This is a genomic window from Enterococcus saccharolyticus subsp. saccharolyticus (assembly GCF_029023825.1).
GTDB lineage: Bacteria > Bacillota > Bacilli > Lactobacillales > Enterococcaceae > Enterococcus_F > Enterococcus_F saccharolyticus.
On record NZ_CP118957.1, the window covers coordinates 883,292 to 900,273 of the forward strand.

Sequence of the window (16,982 nt, forward strand, 5' to 3'; positions counted from 1 at the left end):
TTTATAATTATTTTAATGTTTGGGGCATTTTACATCCCCTAGATTAGAATGATTGTAATTAAGATGGAGGATTGTATGAATACAGTTGAAGCTTTGAAGAAAACGAAAAAACAACTCCATGAATCTGGATTTAAATTAACGCCACAAAGAGAAGCCACTTTGTTAGTGCTGTTAGAAAATGAGAAAGACCATTTATCTGCAGAAGAAATTTATTTTTTTGTGAAACGAAAAAATTCAGATATTGGTTTAGCAACGGTTTATCGGACGTTAGAAATTCTAACGGAATTGAAAATTGTCGATAAAATCAGTTTCGATGATGGTGTAGCGCGTTATGATTTACGCAAAGAAGGCGCCAAACATTTTCATCATCATTTATTGTGTTTAGAATGTGGAAGTATTGAAGAAATTGAAGAAGACTTATTAGGTAGTGTAGAAGAAATTGTCGAGCAGCGTTTTCACTTTTTAGTGAAGGATCATCGTTTAACATTTCATGGTATCTGCCAAGAATGTCAAAAGAAAGAGCAAACCGAGGCGTAGTTCTCGGTTTTTTTAGTTGGTGTGAAAATTTTTATGTAAACTAAAGGAGATTTTCTGTTCTTAGCTAACGGAATTTGTTATGATAGATAAGGCGAAAGCGAGGAGAAGAAAATGGAAGAACAAGTCATTGATTATTTACACTTTTTGACGATTGAACGAGGACTTGCGCAAAATACGAGAAAAAGTTATCAACGTGATTTGGAACAATATGTGGCTTTTTTGAACAGACAAAAAATTGACAATTGGCAAAAAATTGATCGCTTTATTGTTGTCCAATTTTTGCAAGAATTACAAGCAGCCGAAAAATCACCTGCTACGATTACTCGAATGGTCACAAGTTTGCGTCGCTTTCATCAATTTTTACGTCAAGAACGCTTTACTGACCATGATCCGATGCAACATATTGATTCTCCTAAAAAAGCCCAAAAACTACCTGATACGTTAAGCTTAAATGAGATTGAGCGTTTGATTGAAACCCCAGATACTAAGGAAGTGTTAGGTATTCGTGATCGTGCGATTTTAGAAGTCATGTATGCGACAGGACTACGTGTCAGCGAACTGATTGGTTTAAAATTAAATGATTTGCATTTAAGCATGGGCTTACTGCATACTGTCGGCAAAGGGGACAAAGAGCGGATTGTTCCACTCGGTGATTTGGCAATTCAATGGATTGAATGTTATTTAGAAGAAGCGCGTCCATTGTTAACTGCGAAACATCCAGAAGAAACTCATCTTTTTGTCAACAGTCATGGAACCGGACTTTCTCGACAAGGTATTTGGAAAAATTTGAAAGCTTTGGTTCGTAAAGCTGGGATTACCAAAAATGTCACACCGCATACGTTACGTCATAGTTTTGCGACCCATTTATTAGAAAACGGTGCTGACTTGCGCACAGTACAAGAATTATTAGGTCATGCTGATATTTCTACTACGCAGATTTATACGCATATTACGAAAAAACGTATGACGGATGTCTATAAACAACATTTCCCTCGCGCATAAAGGAAGGAAGTCTATGCAAGAAATTAAAATAAAATTGGATGTTTTTGAAGGTCCACTCGATTTGTTGTTGCATTTAATCAAATCGTTGGAGCTTGATATTTATGATATTCCAATTGCGGATGTCACCGAACAATATATGAATTATATTCATGCGATGAAAACACTTGAATTGGAAGTTGCCGGAGAATATTTGGTTATGGCGGCAACTTTAATGGCGATTAAAAGTCAAATGCTCTTGCCAAAAGCAGAATTGGAAGAAGAATATGACGATGTATATGAAGAAGATCCACGCGATGCGTTAGTAGCACAATTATTGGAGTATCGTAAATATAAATACGCCGCCGATTGTTTGTCAGAAAAAGCCGAAGAACGTAGTCAATATTTTACGAAAGATCCCATGGATGTGGATGACTATAAAGAAACCGAGCAAGAGTTGGATAAAAACCAATTGAATACGATTGATTTATTTTTGGCTTTTCATAGCATGTTAGAAAAAAAGAAAAAGCGTCAAAATTTTGAAACCACCATTCGTGCAGATGAAAGCAGTATTGAAGATAAAATGGCGTTTATCGAAGCACAATTAGTAGCAAGTTCTAGTCGAAATGGCCGAACATTAGATTCTTTTTTTGTTGCTTTTACCAAACCAGAAATTGTTATTACATTTATGGCATTGTTGGAATTGATGAAAAATGGAAAAATCAAGGTCGAGCAGACGGGGAATTATGAAACAATTTTGTTATACCCAGTAGGAGAGAAACATGAGTAAATTAAGTCAACTAGAAGCGATATTGTTTATCGTAGGTGATGAAGGCATTGGCTTGGAAGAATTGAGTTATTTATTAGAGGAACCTACCCCTAAAATTTATCAATACATTCAAACCTTAAACCAAAAATACCAAGACGATAACGATGCAGCCTTAAATATTTTAGAAGTCGGCAATCATTTTGTCTTAACCACCAAAAAGGAGTTTGCGCCTTTATTAAAAAAATATGCGCAATCGCCTATGTCAAACCGTTTGTCACAAGCTGCGCTCGAAACGTTAGCTATCATTGCGTACAAACAACCGATTACCCGTGTAGAAATCGATGAAATTCGTGGCGTGCAATCTGCGGGTTCTGTACAAAAATTAGTTGCACGTCAATTAATCGAAGAAAAAGGTCGCGTGGAAGGGCCTGGTCGAGCGATTTTATATGGAACTACCGAATATTTTATGGATTACTTTGGGTTGAAAACCTTGGAAGAATTACCAGATATTCAAACCATGGAAGACGATTTGGCAGAAGAGATGCCGAACGATTTATTTTTTGATCGTTACCAAGAATTAGAAGGAGACAAATAATGGAAAGATTACAAAAAGTGATTGCTCATGCGGGCATTGCATCACGTAGAAAAGCAGAAACGTATATTTTAGATGGTCGTGTGAAAGTTAACGGTCAAGTAGTGAAAGAATTAGGGACTCAAGTGAGTGCAAAAGATCGTGTAGAAGTGGATAATGTCCCAATCTATCAAGAAGAACCCGTGTATTATTTATTCTATAAACCACGTGGCGTGATTTCTGCTGTATCTGATGATAAAAACCGCAAAGTCGTGGTTGATTATTTATCGGATGTACGAGAGCGGATTTATCCAGTTGGTCGTTTGGATTATGATACGTCAGGTTTATTATTATTAACCAACGATGGAAACTTCTCACAAAAATTAACCCATCCAAAACATGAAGTCGATAAAGTATATGTAGCGAAAGTCAAAGGGATTGCTGAGAAAAGAAATCTTTTACCGTTAACTCGTGGAATGCGCATTGAAGGAAAAAGAGTCGCACCTGCGCGCTTTGAAATTTTATCAACAGATATCAAAGCACAAACAAGTATTGTGCAATTAACGATTCATGAAGGACGTAACCACCAAGTCAAAAACATGTTAAAAGCAGTGGGGTTACCTGTCCAAAAACTAAAACGTGAAAAATATGGCGAACTAACGCTAGCTGGGTTACGTCCAGGAGAATATCGTGAGTTGAATAAAAAAGAAGTTAGTCAATTATTAGACAAAGCAAAAAAATAATTTTGAGCTGAAATGGTTGAAACTATTAACAATTCATGTATAATAAAATTGTACTAACAATTTAATAAAGGTTCGTCTTCAGGGGCAGGGTGTAATTCCCGACCGGTGGTTATAGTCCACGACCCGCTTTTTATAAGTGGCTGAATCGGTGAAATTCCGATACCGACAGTATAGTCTGGATAAAGAAGATAGGGCGTATTTGATTTACCTAATTTTGTTATAATCAGATACCCTATTTTTCCCCTACGGAAAAATAGGGTATTTTTTCTTGTCTGGCGCCGACGAGAAAGCAAAAAGGAAAATTTAATAGGTTCGTTTGAAGATGAGTCCTTACACTTAGGAGGATTTATAATGAAAAACAACAAAGTACAAAAAATGGTTTCAATTGCACTGTTTGCTTCGATGGGATTAGTTTTACAATATGTCGCATTTCCGGTCATTCCGATGTTTAGTTTTCTAAAGATTGATTTTAGTGATATTCCGGTTATGTTAAGCATGTTTTTATTTGGTCCATTGGCTGGTGTCACCACAGCGTTTATTCGTTCATCGTTGCACCTATTAACAACTGGTTTATCCGCACCAAATTTGGTGGGAGATGTTGCAAGTTTCCTTGCTACCACAGCCTTTACCTTACCAATGTATTATTTCTTTAAAAAAGGCAATGGTTTACTTAACAAAATTTATGGCACTTTATCTGGCATATTATCAATGAGTTTGTTCATGAGTGTTGCGAACTATTTTGTGATTACACCACTGTACTTAATGTTCTTTGGCGTAACTGCGGATACATTTTTAGGAATGCCACTTGCTAATTATGTTGTGATGGGAATTTTACCATTCAACTTAATTAAAGGAGGCGTTGTCACCGTTGTCTTCTTGGTATTACATGCGAAATTATTACCATGGTTGTCAAGAAAACAAGCTTTTTCACAACACCAAACATTTTCAAAATAAAAAATAAAGGGCATGTCACAATCGTGAGATGTTCTTTTTAGTTGTTTTTGCGTATAATAAATAGAAGAATTATTTTTCTAAGACGATAGCACGTACTGGGCACTTTTGATAGGCTTTTAATACCGCCGCTTGTTCGTCTTGAATGAATTGTTGATGCGCCTCTGGTTCTTGGGCAAATAGAACAATTCCTTCTTCGTCATAATCGAATATATTTGGTGCGTAAACCGCACATAACCCGCAAGCAATACAGCGTTCGGGAATGATTTTACATAATTGAGACATGTCGTCACTACTTTCTGGAGGTTTTATATGGATACATTTATTTTATCGTTGTTTTCAAAAGAAGACAAGTTGAAGCCTAGTACCTTTTATCAAGTGTTAAGTGGGAAGCGGACATCTTCCGTTTTGACCTATGCTTTTTTCCATAATTTACTGCATGTCTCTGGCATATTCCCTCAATTAACGGAAGCTGATTTTAATAAAGTCATTCAACAACTCAAAAAAGACCAGCTCTTGGTCGAAAGTGAGGGCTTCTTGTCTTTAAATCAAGAGTTTACGTGTGAAGCCAAACACTATTTAACAGATGTGGATTTCTTTAAGTATGGACGTAAAGAAGCTGAAATTTGGCGTTCTATTCAATTTTTGGTGCAAGTGGCTTCTTATTTGGATCGTCATCAACCGTATGTTCCTTTAGAAAGTTCACCATTTTATACGGAACGTGTCCGCCAATTTGTTCATCAGTATCGTAAGGAAATGAAAGAGACTATCTATCAGGAATTAGTGACTATTTTTTCTCAATTGCCTGCCGAAAAAGCTAATTTACTTGCCCAAACGTTTACTGGTTTTGAACAAAATGGGGTGGTGTTTTTCCAGCTATTACCAGCAGATATACAGCAGTTTCCATGGTCTGTGGTCGCGATGAGTAGCGCCACGCATGCGTTTTTTAAGGAAATTTCGCAACAACCTACTTTTTTATTGTATCAATTTATCAAACCGTTACTTGCGCAAAATATCAATATTAGTATGTTGAAAACGAGAAAATTATTTAAACAAGGCTATAATTTTGAAGAAGTCATGCAAATTCGTCACTTAAAACAAGGAACCATTCAAGATCATGTCATTGAGTGGGCCTTGGTAGCAGAAGATTTTCCTTTTGAACAATTTATTACAAATCAAACATCGTTAGCAACATTGCCCGATGATTCATGGAACTTTCGTTATAAAGAACTCGTCGAACAATATGATGTATCTTTTTTAGAAATTCGTTTATATCAAATTTGGAGGAAGAAAACCGCATGGAGTTAGAAGCTGCTTTACAACATTATTTTCATTATGATTCTTTTCGAACGGGACAAAAAGAAGTGGTTTCTACCTTACTTGATAATCAAGATGCCTTAGCAGTATTGCCGACAGGAACGGGAAAAAGTTTGTGTTATCAATTGACTGGTTATTTACGCGAAGGCTTAACAATTATTGTTTCACCATTGATTTCGTTAATGGAAGATCAAGTTTTGTCCTTTCTACGTTTAGGTGAAAAGCGTGTCATTGCTTTGAATGGCACCTTACAAGCACAAGAAAAAGAATTTATTTTACAGCATTTAGATAAATACAAGTTTCTTTTTTTAAGTCCCGAAATGTTGTTACAAGATCACGTGCTAACCAGCTTACAACGACAGAAAATTGGTTTGTTTGTGGTCGATGAAGCCCATTGTGTTTCACAATGGGGCGTCGATTTTCGACCCGAATATCGTAACCTTGGAGAAGCTCAAAAACGTTTAAGGCAACCGTTGACATTAGCGTTGACAGCGAGTGCCACGGAAAAAGTACGCACCGAAATTAAAGAGGTACTCTTACGTTCTACAGCAAAAGAATGGGTCTATTCTATGGATCGTCCCAACATTGCATTGTTGGTTCGAGAACCTGAAGATAAGCTGACTGAATTGCGAGAAATTCTTGCAAAACAAGCAGGACCCGGCATTATTTATTGTGCCACAAGAAAACAAGTCGAACTACTGTATGAAGAATTGCAAGGGGACTTTGCTGTAGGTTATTATCATGGCGGCTTAGAAAGTAATCAACGACGGATGTTACAACAGCAATTTTTGGACAATCAATTACAATTCTTAATTGCGACAAATGCTTTTGGCATGGGGATTAACAAAAGTGATATTCGTTTGGTCGTGCATTATGAATTACCCGATAGTTTAGAAAATTATATGCAAGAAATTGGTCGTGCAGGACGGGACGGGGTCCAAAGTTATGGCGTTTTGTTATACCAAACTGGTGATGAGCGCATTCATCATTTTTTACAACGAACGGCACAAGAAGCTAGAGAAACCTTTGAAGTTCGTTTGCAATATCAAGCGATGGCTTCTTTAACAGATATTCAGGAAAAATGGTTGCAACAAACCAAACGTGAAGGAACGGAACAGTTTTTAGCACATTTAAAACGAAATGAAGAAGAAAAATGGTTGAAATTACAATGTATGTTAGCGTATATTCACTATGACGGATGCAAACGCGCGTACTTGTTACACTACTTTGAGGAATCTATGCCTCAGACTCCAGAAATTTGTTGTGATTTTCATGGCTGTCAACTACCTGAAAAACGTGCAGAGACCTCTAAATCTTCTAAAGAAGTCATAAATTGGCAAGATATTTTACTAAAAATGTTTAAAGAAAAAAAATGAAGTTGTTTTTTTGAGACAGAGAGCATTTTTCTATGATATAATACAGCGGAAACCATAGCAGGAGGTAAGAAAAAATTGAGTAAAAAAAATAAGAAACAAAATGCACAAGAACCTTGGGAACAACCTATCTACGAGGCTGATTCAGAAGAACAAAATTCTCGTACAAATCAACATAATCAGAAAAAAGGAAATAGCGCCTTTTTAACTATCGTATTGATTTTATTGTTCCTTATTATTGCTGTTCCAACTGTTGCGGGATTTTTGGTTATGAACCGTAACAACGAACCAAAAACAGCTGCTACTGCAGAATCTTCAAGTGTTGTCGAAACAACTGAAACATCTGCAAAAGAAACAAAAGCGAAAGAATCATCAACAAAAGAAGAAAAAGAATCTACAACAAAAGAGTCTTCTACTGTTGAAAGTACAGAATCAAGTAGCTCTAGTTCAGAAGAATCACAAGCACCTGCATCAAGTGAAGTAGTTACTGAACCAACACCTTCTTCTGAAGAAGTCGTTGTCGAACCTGAAGTTCAAATTGAAGCAGATGACAACTATGTAGCAGAACAACCAGTGGAAACACCACAAACAGAACAACCTGTACAACAAGAACAACAAACTCAACAACAAACAGGTGGACAATATAGCCAAGTTCAACCAGGTGAAGGTCCAAAACAAGTTGCTGATCGTAATGGAATCAGTGTTGATGAATTATTCCAATTAAACGGAATGGATCCAAACAACTTCATGATTCACCCAGGAGATCAATTAAGAGTGAAATAAAAAAACCGCTCCGGCGGTTTTTTTTATGGAAATCACCACAATTTTCAAACGCAAATGTTTAGGTATAGGGAGACGAAGTATGAAGAAAATCAATATTGCCATTGATGGTCCTGCATCATCAGGTAAGAGTACAGTAGCAAAAATTTTAGCGAAAGAGTATGGTTATATTTATACGGATACGGGTGCGATGTATCGTAGTGTGACGTATTTAGCAATCCAACATCAAGTCGATTTTGAAGATGAGCAACAATTAGTCGCATTAATTAAACGCTATCCAATTACATTTAAACAAACAGAAACGGGACAATTAATTTTCGTAGATGGTCAAGATGTTACAGATGCAATTCGTCAACCGGAAGTGACCAACAATGTTTCGATTGTTTCAGCACATGAAAAGGTTCGTCATGAATTAGTTCGCCAACAACAAAAAATCGCAGAAAATGGCGGTGTTGTCATGGATGGACGTGATATTGGCACAGTTGTTTTACCAAAAGCCGAAGTGAAAATTTTCCTTGTTGCTAGTGTAATTGAGCGTGCCGAGCGACGTTTTAAAGAAAACCAATCAAAAGGAATTGCGACGGATTTTGACACGTTGAAAAAAGAAATTGAACAACGAGATTATTTAGATTCAAATCGTGAAGTATCACCATTGAAACAAGCCGAAGACGCTGTTCGAATTGATACAACAGGTTTGAGTATTGAAGAAGTCGTAGCTGCTATCAAAGCAGTGGTTGAAAGATAGCGGGGGAGAAAAATGAAAAAAAGTCTTATTAGTCTTGTTTTATTGGTTAGTTTAGTAGGATTTGCAGGGTGTACAACAGCAAACGAAACGTCTACTACTACTACTAAATCAACAACGATTCAAAGTCAAAGTAAAGAAAATGAAATTTCGTTGACAATTTCGTTGGTAAAAGAAGAGGAAGTTGTTGAAGAAAAAGCAGTGACTGTTGAAGAAGGTTCGAATTTAATGGATGCAATGAAAGCAAACTTCGAAATGCAAGAAGAAAATGGCATGATTACTTCTATTGAGGGAATTGAACAAAATACCAAAGATAATTATTTTTGGACATACACTATCAATGATGAAATGATTATGACTGGTGCAAATGAAACAGAACTGCATGAAGGCGATAAAGTTGTCTTTACGTATAGCAAATTTTAAAACAAAAGGAAAATAAAAGTCTGCGGATTTTTATTTTCCTTTTTTATCTTAAGTTTGTTTATTTTTCACATAGTCGCGAAATAATTAAAGAAAAAGTAGCGAAAACCAATAAATTCAAGGCTTTTTTGTAAAAAAAATAGAAATCGCTTTATTTTTTTTCGAGAATGGCATAAACTAGATAGTGTAGTGCAATTATAAAACAATTGTTGGTTAGGAGGACATATGTTATGACAGAATTAGAAAACAACCAAGTAGAGAATGCTAACGAATCAATGGAAGATGCTTTAAACAGCGTCCAAGAAGTAAAGGTTGGCGACATCGTAAAAGGTGAAGTATTGGTTATTGAAGATAAGCAAGCAGTCGTAGGTATTGAAGGCGCTGGCGTAGAAGGTGTCGTACCTACAAAAGAACTATCAACATTACCTGTGGAAGACATCAATGAAGTAATTAAAGTTGGTGATATCCTTGACTTAGTAGTAATTACTACTATTGGTAAAGATAAAGAAAATGGGAGTTATTTACTTTCTAAACGTCGCTTAGATGCGAAAAAAGTTTGGGAAGATATTGAAAAAGATTTCGAAGAAGGAAAAATTATCGAAGCACCAGTTACTAACGTTGTTAAAGGCGGTTTAGTTGTAGATGTAGGTGTACGTGGTTTTGTGCCAGCATCAATGGTAGAAGATCATTTTGTGGATGATTTTGAAAGCTATAAAGGACAAACATTAACATTCAAAATTATTGAAATTGAACCTTCAGAAAATCGTTTAATTCTTTCACATAAAGCGGTTGTTGAAGCTGAAAAAGCATCGAAAAAAGCTGATTTACTTGAATCAATCAAAGAAGGCGACAAATTAGAAGGAACAGTTGCTCGCTTGACAGACTTTGGTGCATTCGTAGACTTAGGTGGAATTGATGGCTTAGTCCATGTATCTGAAATTTCACATGCACACGTTGCTAAACCAAGTGATGCATTAAGCGTTGGGGATAAAGTTGAAGTTGCCGTATTATCGGTTGATCCAACGAAAGAACGTGTCTCATTATCTATCAAAGATACTTTACCTGGACCATGGGCAAACATCGAAGAAAAAGCAGCGAAAGATACAGTATTAGATGGTACTGTTAAACGTTTAACAAGCTTTGGCGCATTCGTAGAAGTATTCCCTGGAGTTGAAGGTTTAGTTCATATTTCTCAAATTTCACACAAACACATTGCAACCCCTCACGAAGTATTAAGTGAAGGCGAACAAGTGCAAGTAAAAGTATTGGATGTAAGTCCAGAAGAACATCGTATTGCGTTAAGCATTAAAGCGTTAGAAGAAAAACCAGAAGCTGAAGTAGTAGTTGAAGAAGAAGAAGAAAGCTATGAGCTTCCTGAAGAATCAACTGGATTCACAATGGGCGATCTTTTAGGCGATGCTTTGAAGGATCAAGAACAAGAATAAGAAAAAGGTTGCCTCGCGCAACCTTTTTTATTTTCGTTTCGTTAAGTATTTTATTTAATTCCTTTCACAATACTTGCAAGTTCGTATGTCATTGGTTAAACTAATAAGGTTAAAAGATGTCCGCATGACGAATAGCAAGAAATAAGAATCGCTTATGATACGAGATGAACTAGGTGTTTTTGAAAAAACAAATTCGTTATGCGTTTTAAGATGGAGGTAAAAAAATGGCAAATCCAACGATAGCGATTGTAGGTCGTCCGAATGTCGGAAAATCTACAATTTTTAACCGTATTGCTGGTGAACGAATTTCGATTGTAGAAGATACTCCAGGAGTAACACGTGATCGTATTTATGCAACAGGTGAATGGTTAGGTCGAGAGTTTAGTATTATTGATACTGGTGGGATTGATTTGGGTGATGAACCCTTTATGGATCAAATCAAGCACCAAGCGGAAATCGCAATTGAAGAAGCAGATGTTATCATTTTTGTTTCAAGTGCAAAAGAAGGGATTACAGATGCAGATGAACTAGTGGCACGTATCTTGTATAAGAGCAACAAACCAGTGATTCTAGCAATTAATAAAGTAGATAACCCTGAAATGCGTGCAGAAATTTATGAATTTTATGGTTTAGGATTGGGTGAACCTTATCCAATTTCTGGGAGCCATGGTTTAGGAATCGGAGACGTATTAGATGAAGCAGTAAAACATTTTAGTACCGAGCAAGAAGAGGAAGATGATTCTGTCATCAAATTCAGCTTAATTGGTCGCCCGAATGTTGGAAAATCTTCTTTAATTAATGCGATTTTAGGTGAAGATCGTGTGATTGTTTCAGATATTGAAGGAACAACACGTGATGCGATTGACACGCATTTTATGAGTGAAAGCGGACAAGAATTCACGATGATTGATACAGCAGGAATGCGTAAACGCGGGAAAGTGTATGAAAGTACCGAAAAATATAGTGTGATGCGTGCGATGCGTGCGATTGAACGCTCAGATGTCGTCTTGATGGTCTTGAACGCAGACGAAGGTATTCGCGAGCAAGATAAACGTATTGCAGGATATGCGCATGAAGCAGGACGCGGTATGCTGATTGTGGTAAACAAATGGGATTTAGTGGAAAAAGAAACCAATACCATGCGTGATTTTGAAGAAGAAATTCGTAAAGAGTTCCAATATTTAGATTATGCACCAATTATTTTTGTTTCAGCGAAAACGAAACAACGTTTGAATAAAGTACCTGAGTTAATCGAACAAGTTAGCATGAATCAAAACTTACGTATCCCTTCTGCATTATTAAATGATGTAATTATGGATGCTGTAGCAATCAACCCTACACCTACAGATAAAGGCAAACGTTTGAAAATCTTCTATGGTACACAAGTTGCAGTTAAACCACCAACTTTTGTTATTTTTGTAAACGAAGAAGAATTGATGCATTTTTCATATGAACGTTTCTTAGAAAACCAAATTCGTAAGGCTTTCACGTTTGAAGGAACGCCAATCCGAATTATTCCAAGAAGAAGAAAATAACAAATTTTACCATAGTTTGCGTTATTTGACAAAAATAGTTGTTTATCAGAGAAGAAAATTAAAAAAACGATTGGAAAACGTTAAATCCCTTGATATTATAAGGTTCTTATGATAACGTTATAGCAGAATATTGATGATGAAAATCAATATTTGTCGCAAGGCTTGGACCACTCAAGTTTTGTGATTGATGGAAAGCATCATAAAATTTTTCAGGAGGTGAAACCATCCATGGCAAACAAAGCAGAATTAATCGAAAAAGTTGCAGAAGCTACTGATTTAACTAAAAAAGACGCAACTGCGGCAGTTGATGCTGTATTTTCAACTATTCAAGAAGCTTTAGCTAACGGTGAAAAAGTTCAATTGATCGGTTTTGGTAACTTCGAAGTACGCTCTCGCGCAGAACGTAAAGGACGTAACCCACAAACTGGTGAAGAAATCAAAATCCCTGCAAGCAAAGTACCTGCATTCAAACCAGGTAAAGCTCTTAAAGACGCAGTTAAATAAGACGCTTTTAATAACCCTCGATTAATCGAGGGTTTTTGTTTGAAATAACAGGGAAGTTAATTTAATAAAATGTAATGTAAATTAATAAACATACTTAAGTTTCAAAGCAATATTAATCTAAAATAATGTGATGATAAAAAGAGAGAATATTTATTTTCTCTTTTTTTGTTATTTTTAAAACCTTAATAAACATATTTAATATAATTCGTTGACTCTAACTTAAATATTTGATAAATTATAGATAGACTTTGATGAAGATCACAAAACAATTACTACGAATATTGAAAGGGGTTGCAATAGAGTGCGCATTAAACTTGTAATGGATGTTCCAAGTAAAGTTTTACCTATTGACTATCGTCGTAAAATCATGATGATGATTAAAATGTCATTATCTGAAATTGATAAAGAACTGTTCCATGATTTGTTTAGTTCAAATCAAATGAAGCATTATACATTTTCTGTTTTTTTGCCAAACGCTAAATTCGTACAGAATAAAGTTTATCTTAAAAATAAGTCACAGCTCTTAGTGAATTTTTCAACGAATGATGCAGAGATATTACTACATTTTTACAATGTATTTCAGGCATTAAAGAATAAAGTGATTGATTGGGGAGACGAAACGGGAGAGGTAAAAGTGGTTCAAGTGAACACAGTATCTACACCAAAAATAAATGAAAAGACCGTAATTTGTCGTACATTATCTCCTATTATATGTAGAGACCATAACAGAGAAACCCGAAAAGACTGGTTCTTTGATTATCGCGATAAAGAGTTTCAAGAAATACTAAGAAGAAATTTAAAAATTAAATTAACTAATAAACTAGGCCCACACGTCGTATATGATATTGACAAGTTAGTAATTGAACCACTAGCAATGAAACAAACAGTAGTTAGTCATTATGAAAAGAAAATTAATGTATCTATTGGAAGGTTGAAATTATCTGGGGAACCCTATCTATTGGAAGAATTAATATCTAATGGACTAGGTTCTATGTGTGGTAGTGGCTTTGGTTTGTTGGAAAAAATTTAGCCATTTAGGGGGTGAAAAAATGAGTGACCAAATTAATGTATATTTAAACGAATGGAATAAAAATGCTGCTATCTTAGGTTTTATAAATATTGTAGGAGATAAAAATGTTAAACAAAATAAGGATGGAATTATATTTTCTGAATCTATGTTAGACAATTTTTCGACTAAATATTTCGATTATTTCATTAATATCTATGAAAAAAGTTTATCTTATTACAAAATAGTATCTTACAGAAAACAAATAGAATACTTTGAACAGACAAATTTTGAGAATTTTACAGAAGATAGTCTCAATCATTTAAATAGTTATATTCGTGATACAGTAAAATATTATTTGAAAAGTAGTAGTTATAAGGCAGCATATCCTTTTATTAAATTAAATTATGATATTGAACGAGCTGGTAAAGAATTAACTGTTGTATCTATTTTAAAAACCAAAGATAAATTTGCTGATAAAAAGAATGAAGTCATTACTGAAGTAAAAGATAGGTTTCAAAAATTAACAAAAATTATTGATTATATTACTAGTGATGATGGTAGAAAATATCTTGCTGCTAAAAATGTTATCTATACAGTAATTAACAAAGGGTGGGACGGTGTAGCTTTTTTAAATACCGGAAATTCAAAAAAGGATAGTTATATTGAATTTGAAAAATATTTTGTTCAACCCTTGAAAGAATATTTAGGAGTTGATAAAAGTAAATATAAATTTTCGTGTTGTTCATGCCAGCAGCCTATCAAAAGTTTGAAAAATGATACCTTATCTTTTTTACAAAAGACTGGTTATGATGTTGCAAGAAAAAATGCTCATGCGTGGGAATTTCAAAATGATTTAGCTATTTGTCCACTATGCAAATTGTTATATGCTTGTTTACCTGCAGGAATGACGTATGTGGGGAATCAAGGGATATTTGTCAATGCAAATTCAAGTTTGGATGTTTTGAAAAGAACTAATAATCTAATTAAACAAGAAGTACATGTTCTCAATAAAGAAACATCTTTGAATTTAAATACTTATGGTGCTTTGATTCGTTCATTAAATGAGAAGGAAGAACGAGGATATGAATATGAGTTAGAAGATGTACAAGTAATTCGCTATCAAAATGAAACGTATCGTTTTAATATTCTTTCTAAAAATATCATAAGTGTTATCGTTAATAGTAAGAGAGAATTAGAATTATTACGTAGAACAACTTTTTCAAGTAATAAGGAACGTTTTTACATCTATCAATTAGTTCTTGAACGATTATTTAACAGTCAAAATTTATTCAGTTTAATTCATCAGTTAATTGTTTTAAAAGTGACGAATCGCTCGGATTTATATTATCAATCAATTCATATTAGAAATTTAATTAAAATTAATCAAAAATTCTTAGAAGGAGGAATAAATGCAATGACAGAATTAGATAAAAATATTGTAAATCGTGTATGGTATGTTAGTCAGCTATTCAAAAAAGGTTATAATAATCCGCGTAAAGTAGCAGGGATTTCTCACAAATTATTAAATGCTTTACGAGCAAATGACCGTGATACTTTTATGGATATTATTTTAAATTGTTATGCATATATGAATCAAGCAGTTCCAATCGAATTTAAATATATTTTTAGAGATCGAGAGACTTTTAAAACGATTGGTTATAGCTTTGTATCAGGTATTATTGGACCAGTTGAAACTAAAAATTCGGGGGTAGAAAATGATGGAGAATAAAGGATTAACGGTTACAATTATTTTTGAAGCAGAAAGTGCTAATTATGGAGAATCATTAGGGAATGTGGCATCTTTGAAAAAGATTACTCGTGGAAAAGGCGAACAATATACTTATATTTCTCGTCAAGCTCTACGTTATAACATTGTTGAGCAATTAGGTGAACCATTGACTCCTGTAAAAGGCGAGGGTAGTGGGGATAAAAAAGTCATGCAATTTAAGGCAGAAACAACTATTGCTGAGTATCCAGAATTAGATTTCTTTGGTTATTTGAAAACACAAAAAGGTTCTAATGGTAAAAAACGTTCTGCGAAAGTCAGATTATCCAATGCAATTTCTTTAGATACATTCAAAAATGATACCGATTTCTTAACAAACAAAGGGTTAGCTGATCGTGATAATGAGTCAATGAATTTGGCACAAGCAGAAATTCATCGTTCATATTATCGCTATACACTTACGATAGATTTAGATCAGATTGGTATTGATGTAGTAGACGGCATTGAATTGGATAATACAGAAAAAAATCGACGTGTAGACAAATTATTAGGAACCATTGAGTATTTGTATCGAGATATTCGTGGTCGAAGAGAGGATTTAAAACCGTTGTTCATTATTGGTGGTGTTTATGATGTAAAGAATCCAATTTTCCAAAATGTTGTGAATGTAGAAGAAGGGATTATTCAGCTTAATCCAATTAAATCTGTATTAAGCAAACGGGTTATTGATGATACGATTTGCGGAATTGTTGACGATGAATTTAAAAATACAGAGGAAATAAAAAATGAATTGTTTGCGGTAAATATTGCAGAATCCTTAGAGAATATCAGAAAGAAAGTTGCTGAGTATTATGAAAGCAATTAGATTAAAATTATCTCAAGATTTAGTTAATTATAAAAAAGCAACAAGCACACAATTAAAAGAGACATATCCACTTCCGCCTTATTCAACAGTCATCGGAATGGTGCATGCGGTATGTCAATTTACTGAATATCAGAAAATGGATATTAGTATTCAAGGAAGCTATTTTTCAAAAGTTAATGATTTATATACACGCTATGAGTTTAGTAATGGAATGAAATATGAAGAAGGGAGACATCAAATTAAAGCTGGTGAGTTTGGTGTTTCACGTGGTATCGCCACTGCCGAATTATTAGTTGATGTTCATTTAATGTTACACATTGTCCCTAATAATCAAGAACTAATATCTGTTATTGAGCAAGCATTTTTATTTCCGTATGAATATCCTTCTTTGGGAAGACGAGAAGACCTTGTAACTATTGATGAAGTAAAAATAGTAGAATTGAGCGAAGTAGAACTTCAAAATGATAAAGATGTTAATCAGGCCGCTTATATTCCCAAATCATACTTTGGTGATATTGGAAAGCATGCAGTAAAGGGGACAAGGTATTTTATTTCTAAAGAATATGAGCTAGTTGATTATGGTACAAAAAAGAAACCGCAAGTATTTCGGAAATGGTTACCGAAAAAAGAAGTATTATATGTTACTAAAACAACAATAGTTGAAGATACTATTATAGTTTGTGATGAAGATGGAGAAGTAGTATTTGCAAGTTAATT

At 34.6% G+C, this 16,982-nt stretch carries 19 protein-coding genes and 1 riboswitch; of the genes, 18 read left to right on the top strand and 1 reads right to left on the bottom strand.

Annotated features, from left to right (window positions below):
• Positions 1 to 75 precede the first annotated feature (75 nt).
• The 6 genes from fur (at position 76) to PYW32_RS04710 (ending at position 4,552) form a co-directional block, all read left to right on the top strand.
• Complete coding sequence (gene fur / locus PYW32_RS04685; RefSeq protein ID WP_016175492.1) at positions 76 to 537, top strand: ferric iron uptake transcriptional regulator; 462 nt, start codon at positions 76 to 78, stop codon at positions 535 to 537.
• A 111-nt stretch (positions 538 to 648) separates the two neighbouring features.
• Positions 649 to 1,539: a site-specific tyrosine recombinase XerD gene (gene xerD / locus PYW32_RS04690; RefSeq protein ID WP_016175491.1), complete on the top strand. Its 891-nt coding sequence runs from the start codon at positions 649 to 651 to the stop codon at positions 1,537 to 1,539.
• A 13-nt stretch (positions 1,540 to 1,552) separates the two neighbouring features.
• Entirely contained in the window at positions 1,553 to 2,305 is a 753-nt protein-coding gene (locus tag PYW32_RS04695; RefSeq protein ID WP_016175490.1) for a segregation/condensation protein A, read from the top strand.
• A complete protein-coding gene (gene scpB, locus PYW32_RS04700; RefSeq protein WP_016175489.1) occupies positions 2,298 to 2,879 on the top strand; it encodes an SMC-Scp complex subunit ScpB in 582 nt (193 codons plus the stop codon). The genes PYW32_RS04695 and scpB overlap by 8 nt, the downstream gene beginning before the upstream one ends.
• On the top strand, positions 2,879 to 3,598 hold the full coding sequence (locus PYW32_RS04705) for a pseudouridine synthase (RefSeq protein WP_016175488.1): 720 nt from the start codon (positions 2,879 to 2,881) through the stop codon (positions 3,596 to 3,598). The genes scpB and PYW32_RS04705 overlap by 1 nt, the downstream gene beginning before the upstream one ends.
• A 70-nt stretch (positions 3,599 to 3,668) precedes the next feature.
• Positions 3,669 to 3,792: riboswitch (FMN riboswitch) on the top strand.
• A gap of 157 nt (positions 3,793 to 3,949) precedes the next feature.
• Positions 3,950 to 4,552 carry an ECF transporter S component gene (locus tag PYW32_RS04710; protein WP_016175487.1) on the top strand — a complete coding sequence of 201 codons (603 nt, stop codon included), beginning with the start codon at positions 3,950 to 3,952 and terminating at the stop codon, positions 4,550 to 4,552.
• 69 nt (positions 4,553 to 4,621) lie between these two features.
• On the opposite strand, the gene PYW32_RS04715 is transcribed toward PYW32_RS04710, so the two are convergent.
• Entirely contained in the window at positions 4,622 to 4,834 is a 213-nt protein-coding gene (locus PYW32_RS04715) for a ferredoxin (protein ID WP_016175486.1), read from the bottom strand.
• Positions 4,835 to 4,861: 27 nt separating this feature from the next.
• Between PYW32_RS04715 and PYW32_RS04720 the strand changes: the two genes are divergently transcribed.
• From PYW32_RS04720 to cas5b, 12 genes are all read left to right on the top strand, one after another.
• Entirely contained in the window at positions 4,862 to 5,857 is a 996-nt protein-coding gene (locus tag PYW32_RS04720) for a helix-turn-helix domain-containing protein (RefSeq protein WP_016175485.1), read from the top strand.
• Entirely contained in the window at positions 5,848 to 7,242 is a 1,395-nt protein-coding gene (locus PYW32_RS04725) for a RecQ family ATP-dependent DNA helicase (protein ID WP_016175484.1), read from the top strand. Before PYW32_RS04720 ends, PYW32_RS04725 begins: the two co-directional genes overlap by 10 nt.
• A gap of 75 nt (positions 7,243 to 7,317) precedes the next feature.
• The gene (locus PYW32_RS04730; RefSeq protein WP_016175483.1) at positions 7,318 to 8,022 is read left to right on the top strand and encodes an SAG1386/EF1546 family surface-associated protein; all 705 of its coding nucleotides are present in this window, start codon (positions 7,318 to 7,320) and stop codon (positions 8,020 to 8,022) included.
• Between the two features lie 79 nt (positions 8,023 to 8,101).
• Positions 8,102 to 8,764: a (d)CMP kinase gene (gene cmk, locus PYW32_RS04735; RefSeq protein WP_016175482.1), complete on the top strand. Its 663-nt coding sequence runs from the start codon at positions 8,102 to 8,104 to the stop codon at positions 8,762 to 8,764.
• A gap of 12 nt (positions 8,765 to 8,776) precedes the next feature.
• The gene (locus tag PYW32_RS04740) at positions 8,777 to 9,184 is read left to right on the top strand and encodes a DUF4430 domain-containing protein (protein WP_016175481.1); all 408 of its coding nucleotides are present in this window, start codon (positions 8,777 to 8,779) and stop codon (positions 9,182 to 9,184) included.
• 227 nt (positions 9,185 to 9,411) lie between these two features.
• Positions 9,412 to 10,626 carry a 30S ribosomal protein S1 gene (rpsA, locus tag PYW32_RS04745; RefSeq protein WP_016175480.1) on the top strand — a complete coding sequence of 405 codons (1,215 nt, stop codon included), beginning with the start codon at positions 9,412 to 9,414 and terminating at the stop codon, positions 10,624 to 10,626.
• A gap of 224 nt (positions 10,627 to 10,850) precedes the next feature.
• Entirely contained in the window at positions 10,851 to 12,161 is a 1,311-nt protein-coding gene (gene der / locus PYW32_RS04750) for a ribosome biogenesis GTPase Der (protein WP_016175479.1), read from the top strand.
• 228 nt (positions 12,162 to 12,389) lie between these two features.
• Positions 12,390 to 12,665, top strand: coding sequence for an HU family DNA-binding protein (locus tag PYW32_RS04755; RefSeq protein WP_016175478.1), 276 nt, complete (start codon positions 12,390 to 12,392; stop codon positions 12,663 to 12,665).
• 301 nt (positions 12,666 to 12,966) lie between these two features.
• Entirely contained in the window at positions 12,967 to 13,695 is a 729-nt protein-coding gene (cas6, locus tag PYW32_RS04760) for a CRISPR-associated endoribonuclease Cas6 (RefSeq protein ID WP_016175477.1), read from the top strand.
• A gap of 19 nt (positions 13,696 to 13,714) precedes the next feature.
• Complete coding sequence (gene cas8a1 / locus PYW32_RS04765; RefSeq protein WP_016175476.1) at positions 13,715 to 15,403, top strand: type I-B CRISPR-associated protein Cas8b1/Cst1; 1,689 nt, start codon at positions 13,715 to 13,717, stop codon at positions 15,401 to 15,403.
• On the top strand, positions 15,390 to 16,265 hold the full coding sequence (cas7i, locus tag PYW32_RS04770) for a type I-B CRISPR-associated protein Cas7/Cst2/DevR (protein WP_016175475.1): 876 nt from the start codon (positions 15,390 to 15,392) through the stop codon (positions 16,263 to 16,265). The genes cas8a1 and cas7i overlap by 14 nt, the downstream gene beginning before the upstream one ends.
• Positions 16,252 to 16,980: a type I-B CRISPR-associated protein Cas5b gene (gene cas5b / locus PYW32_RS04775; protein WP_016175474.1), complete on the top strand. Its 729-nt coding sequence runs from the start codon at positions 16,252 to 16,254 to the stop codon at positions 16,978 to 16,980. Before cas7i ends, cas5b begins: the two co-directional genes overlap by 14 nt.
• Positions 16,981 to 16,982: the final 2 nt, after the last annotated feature.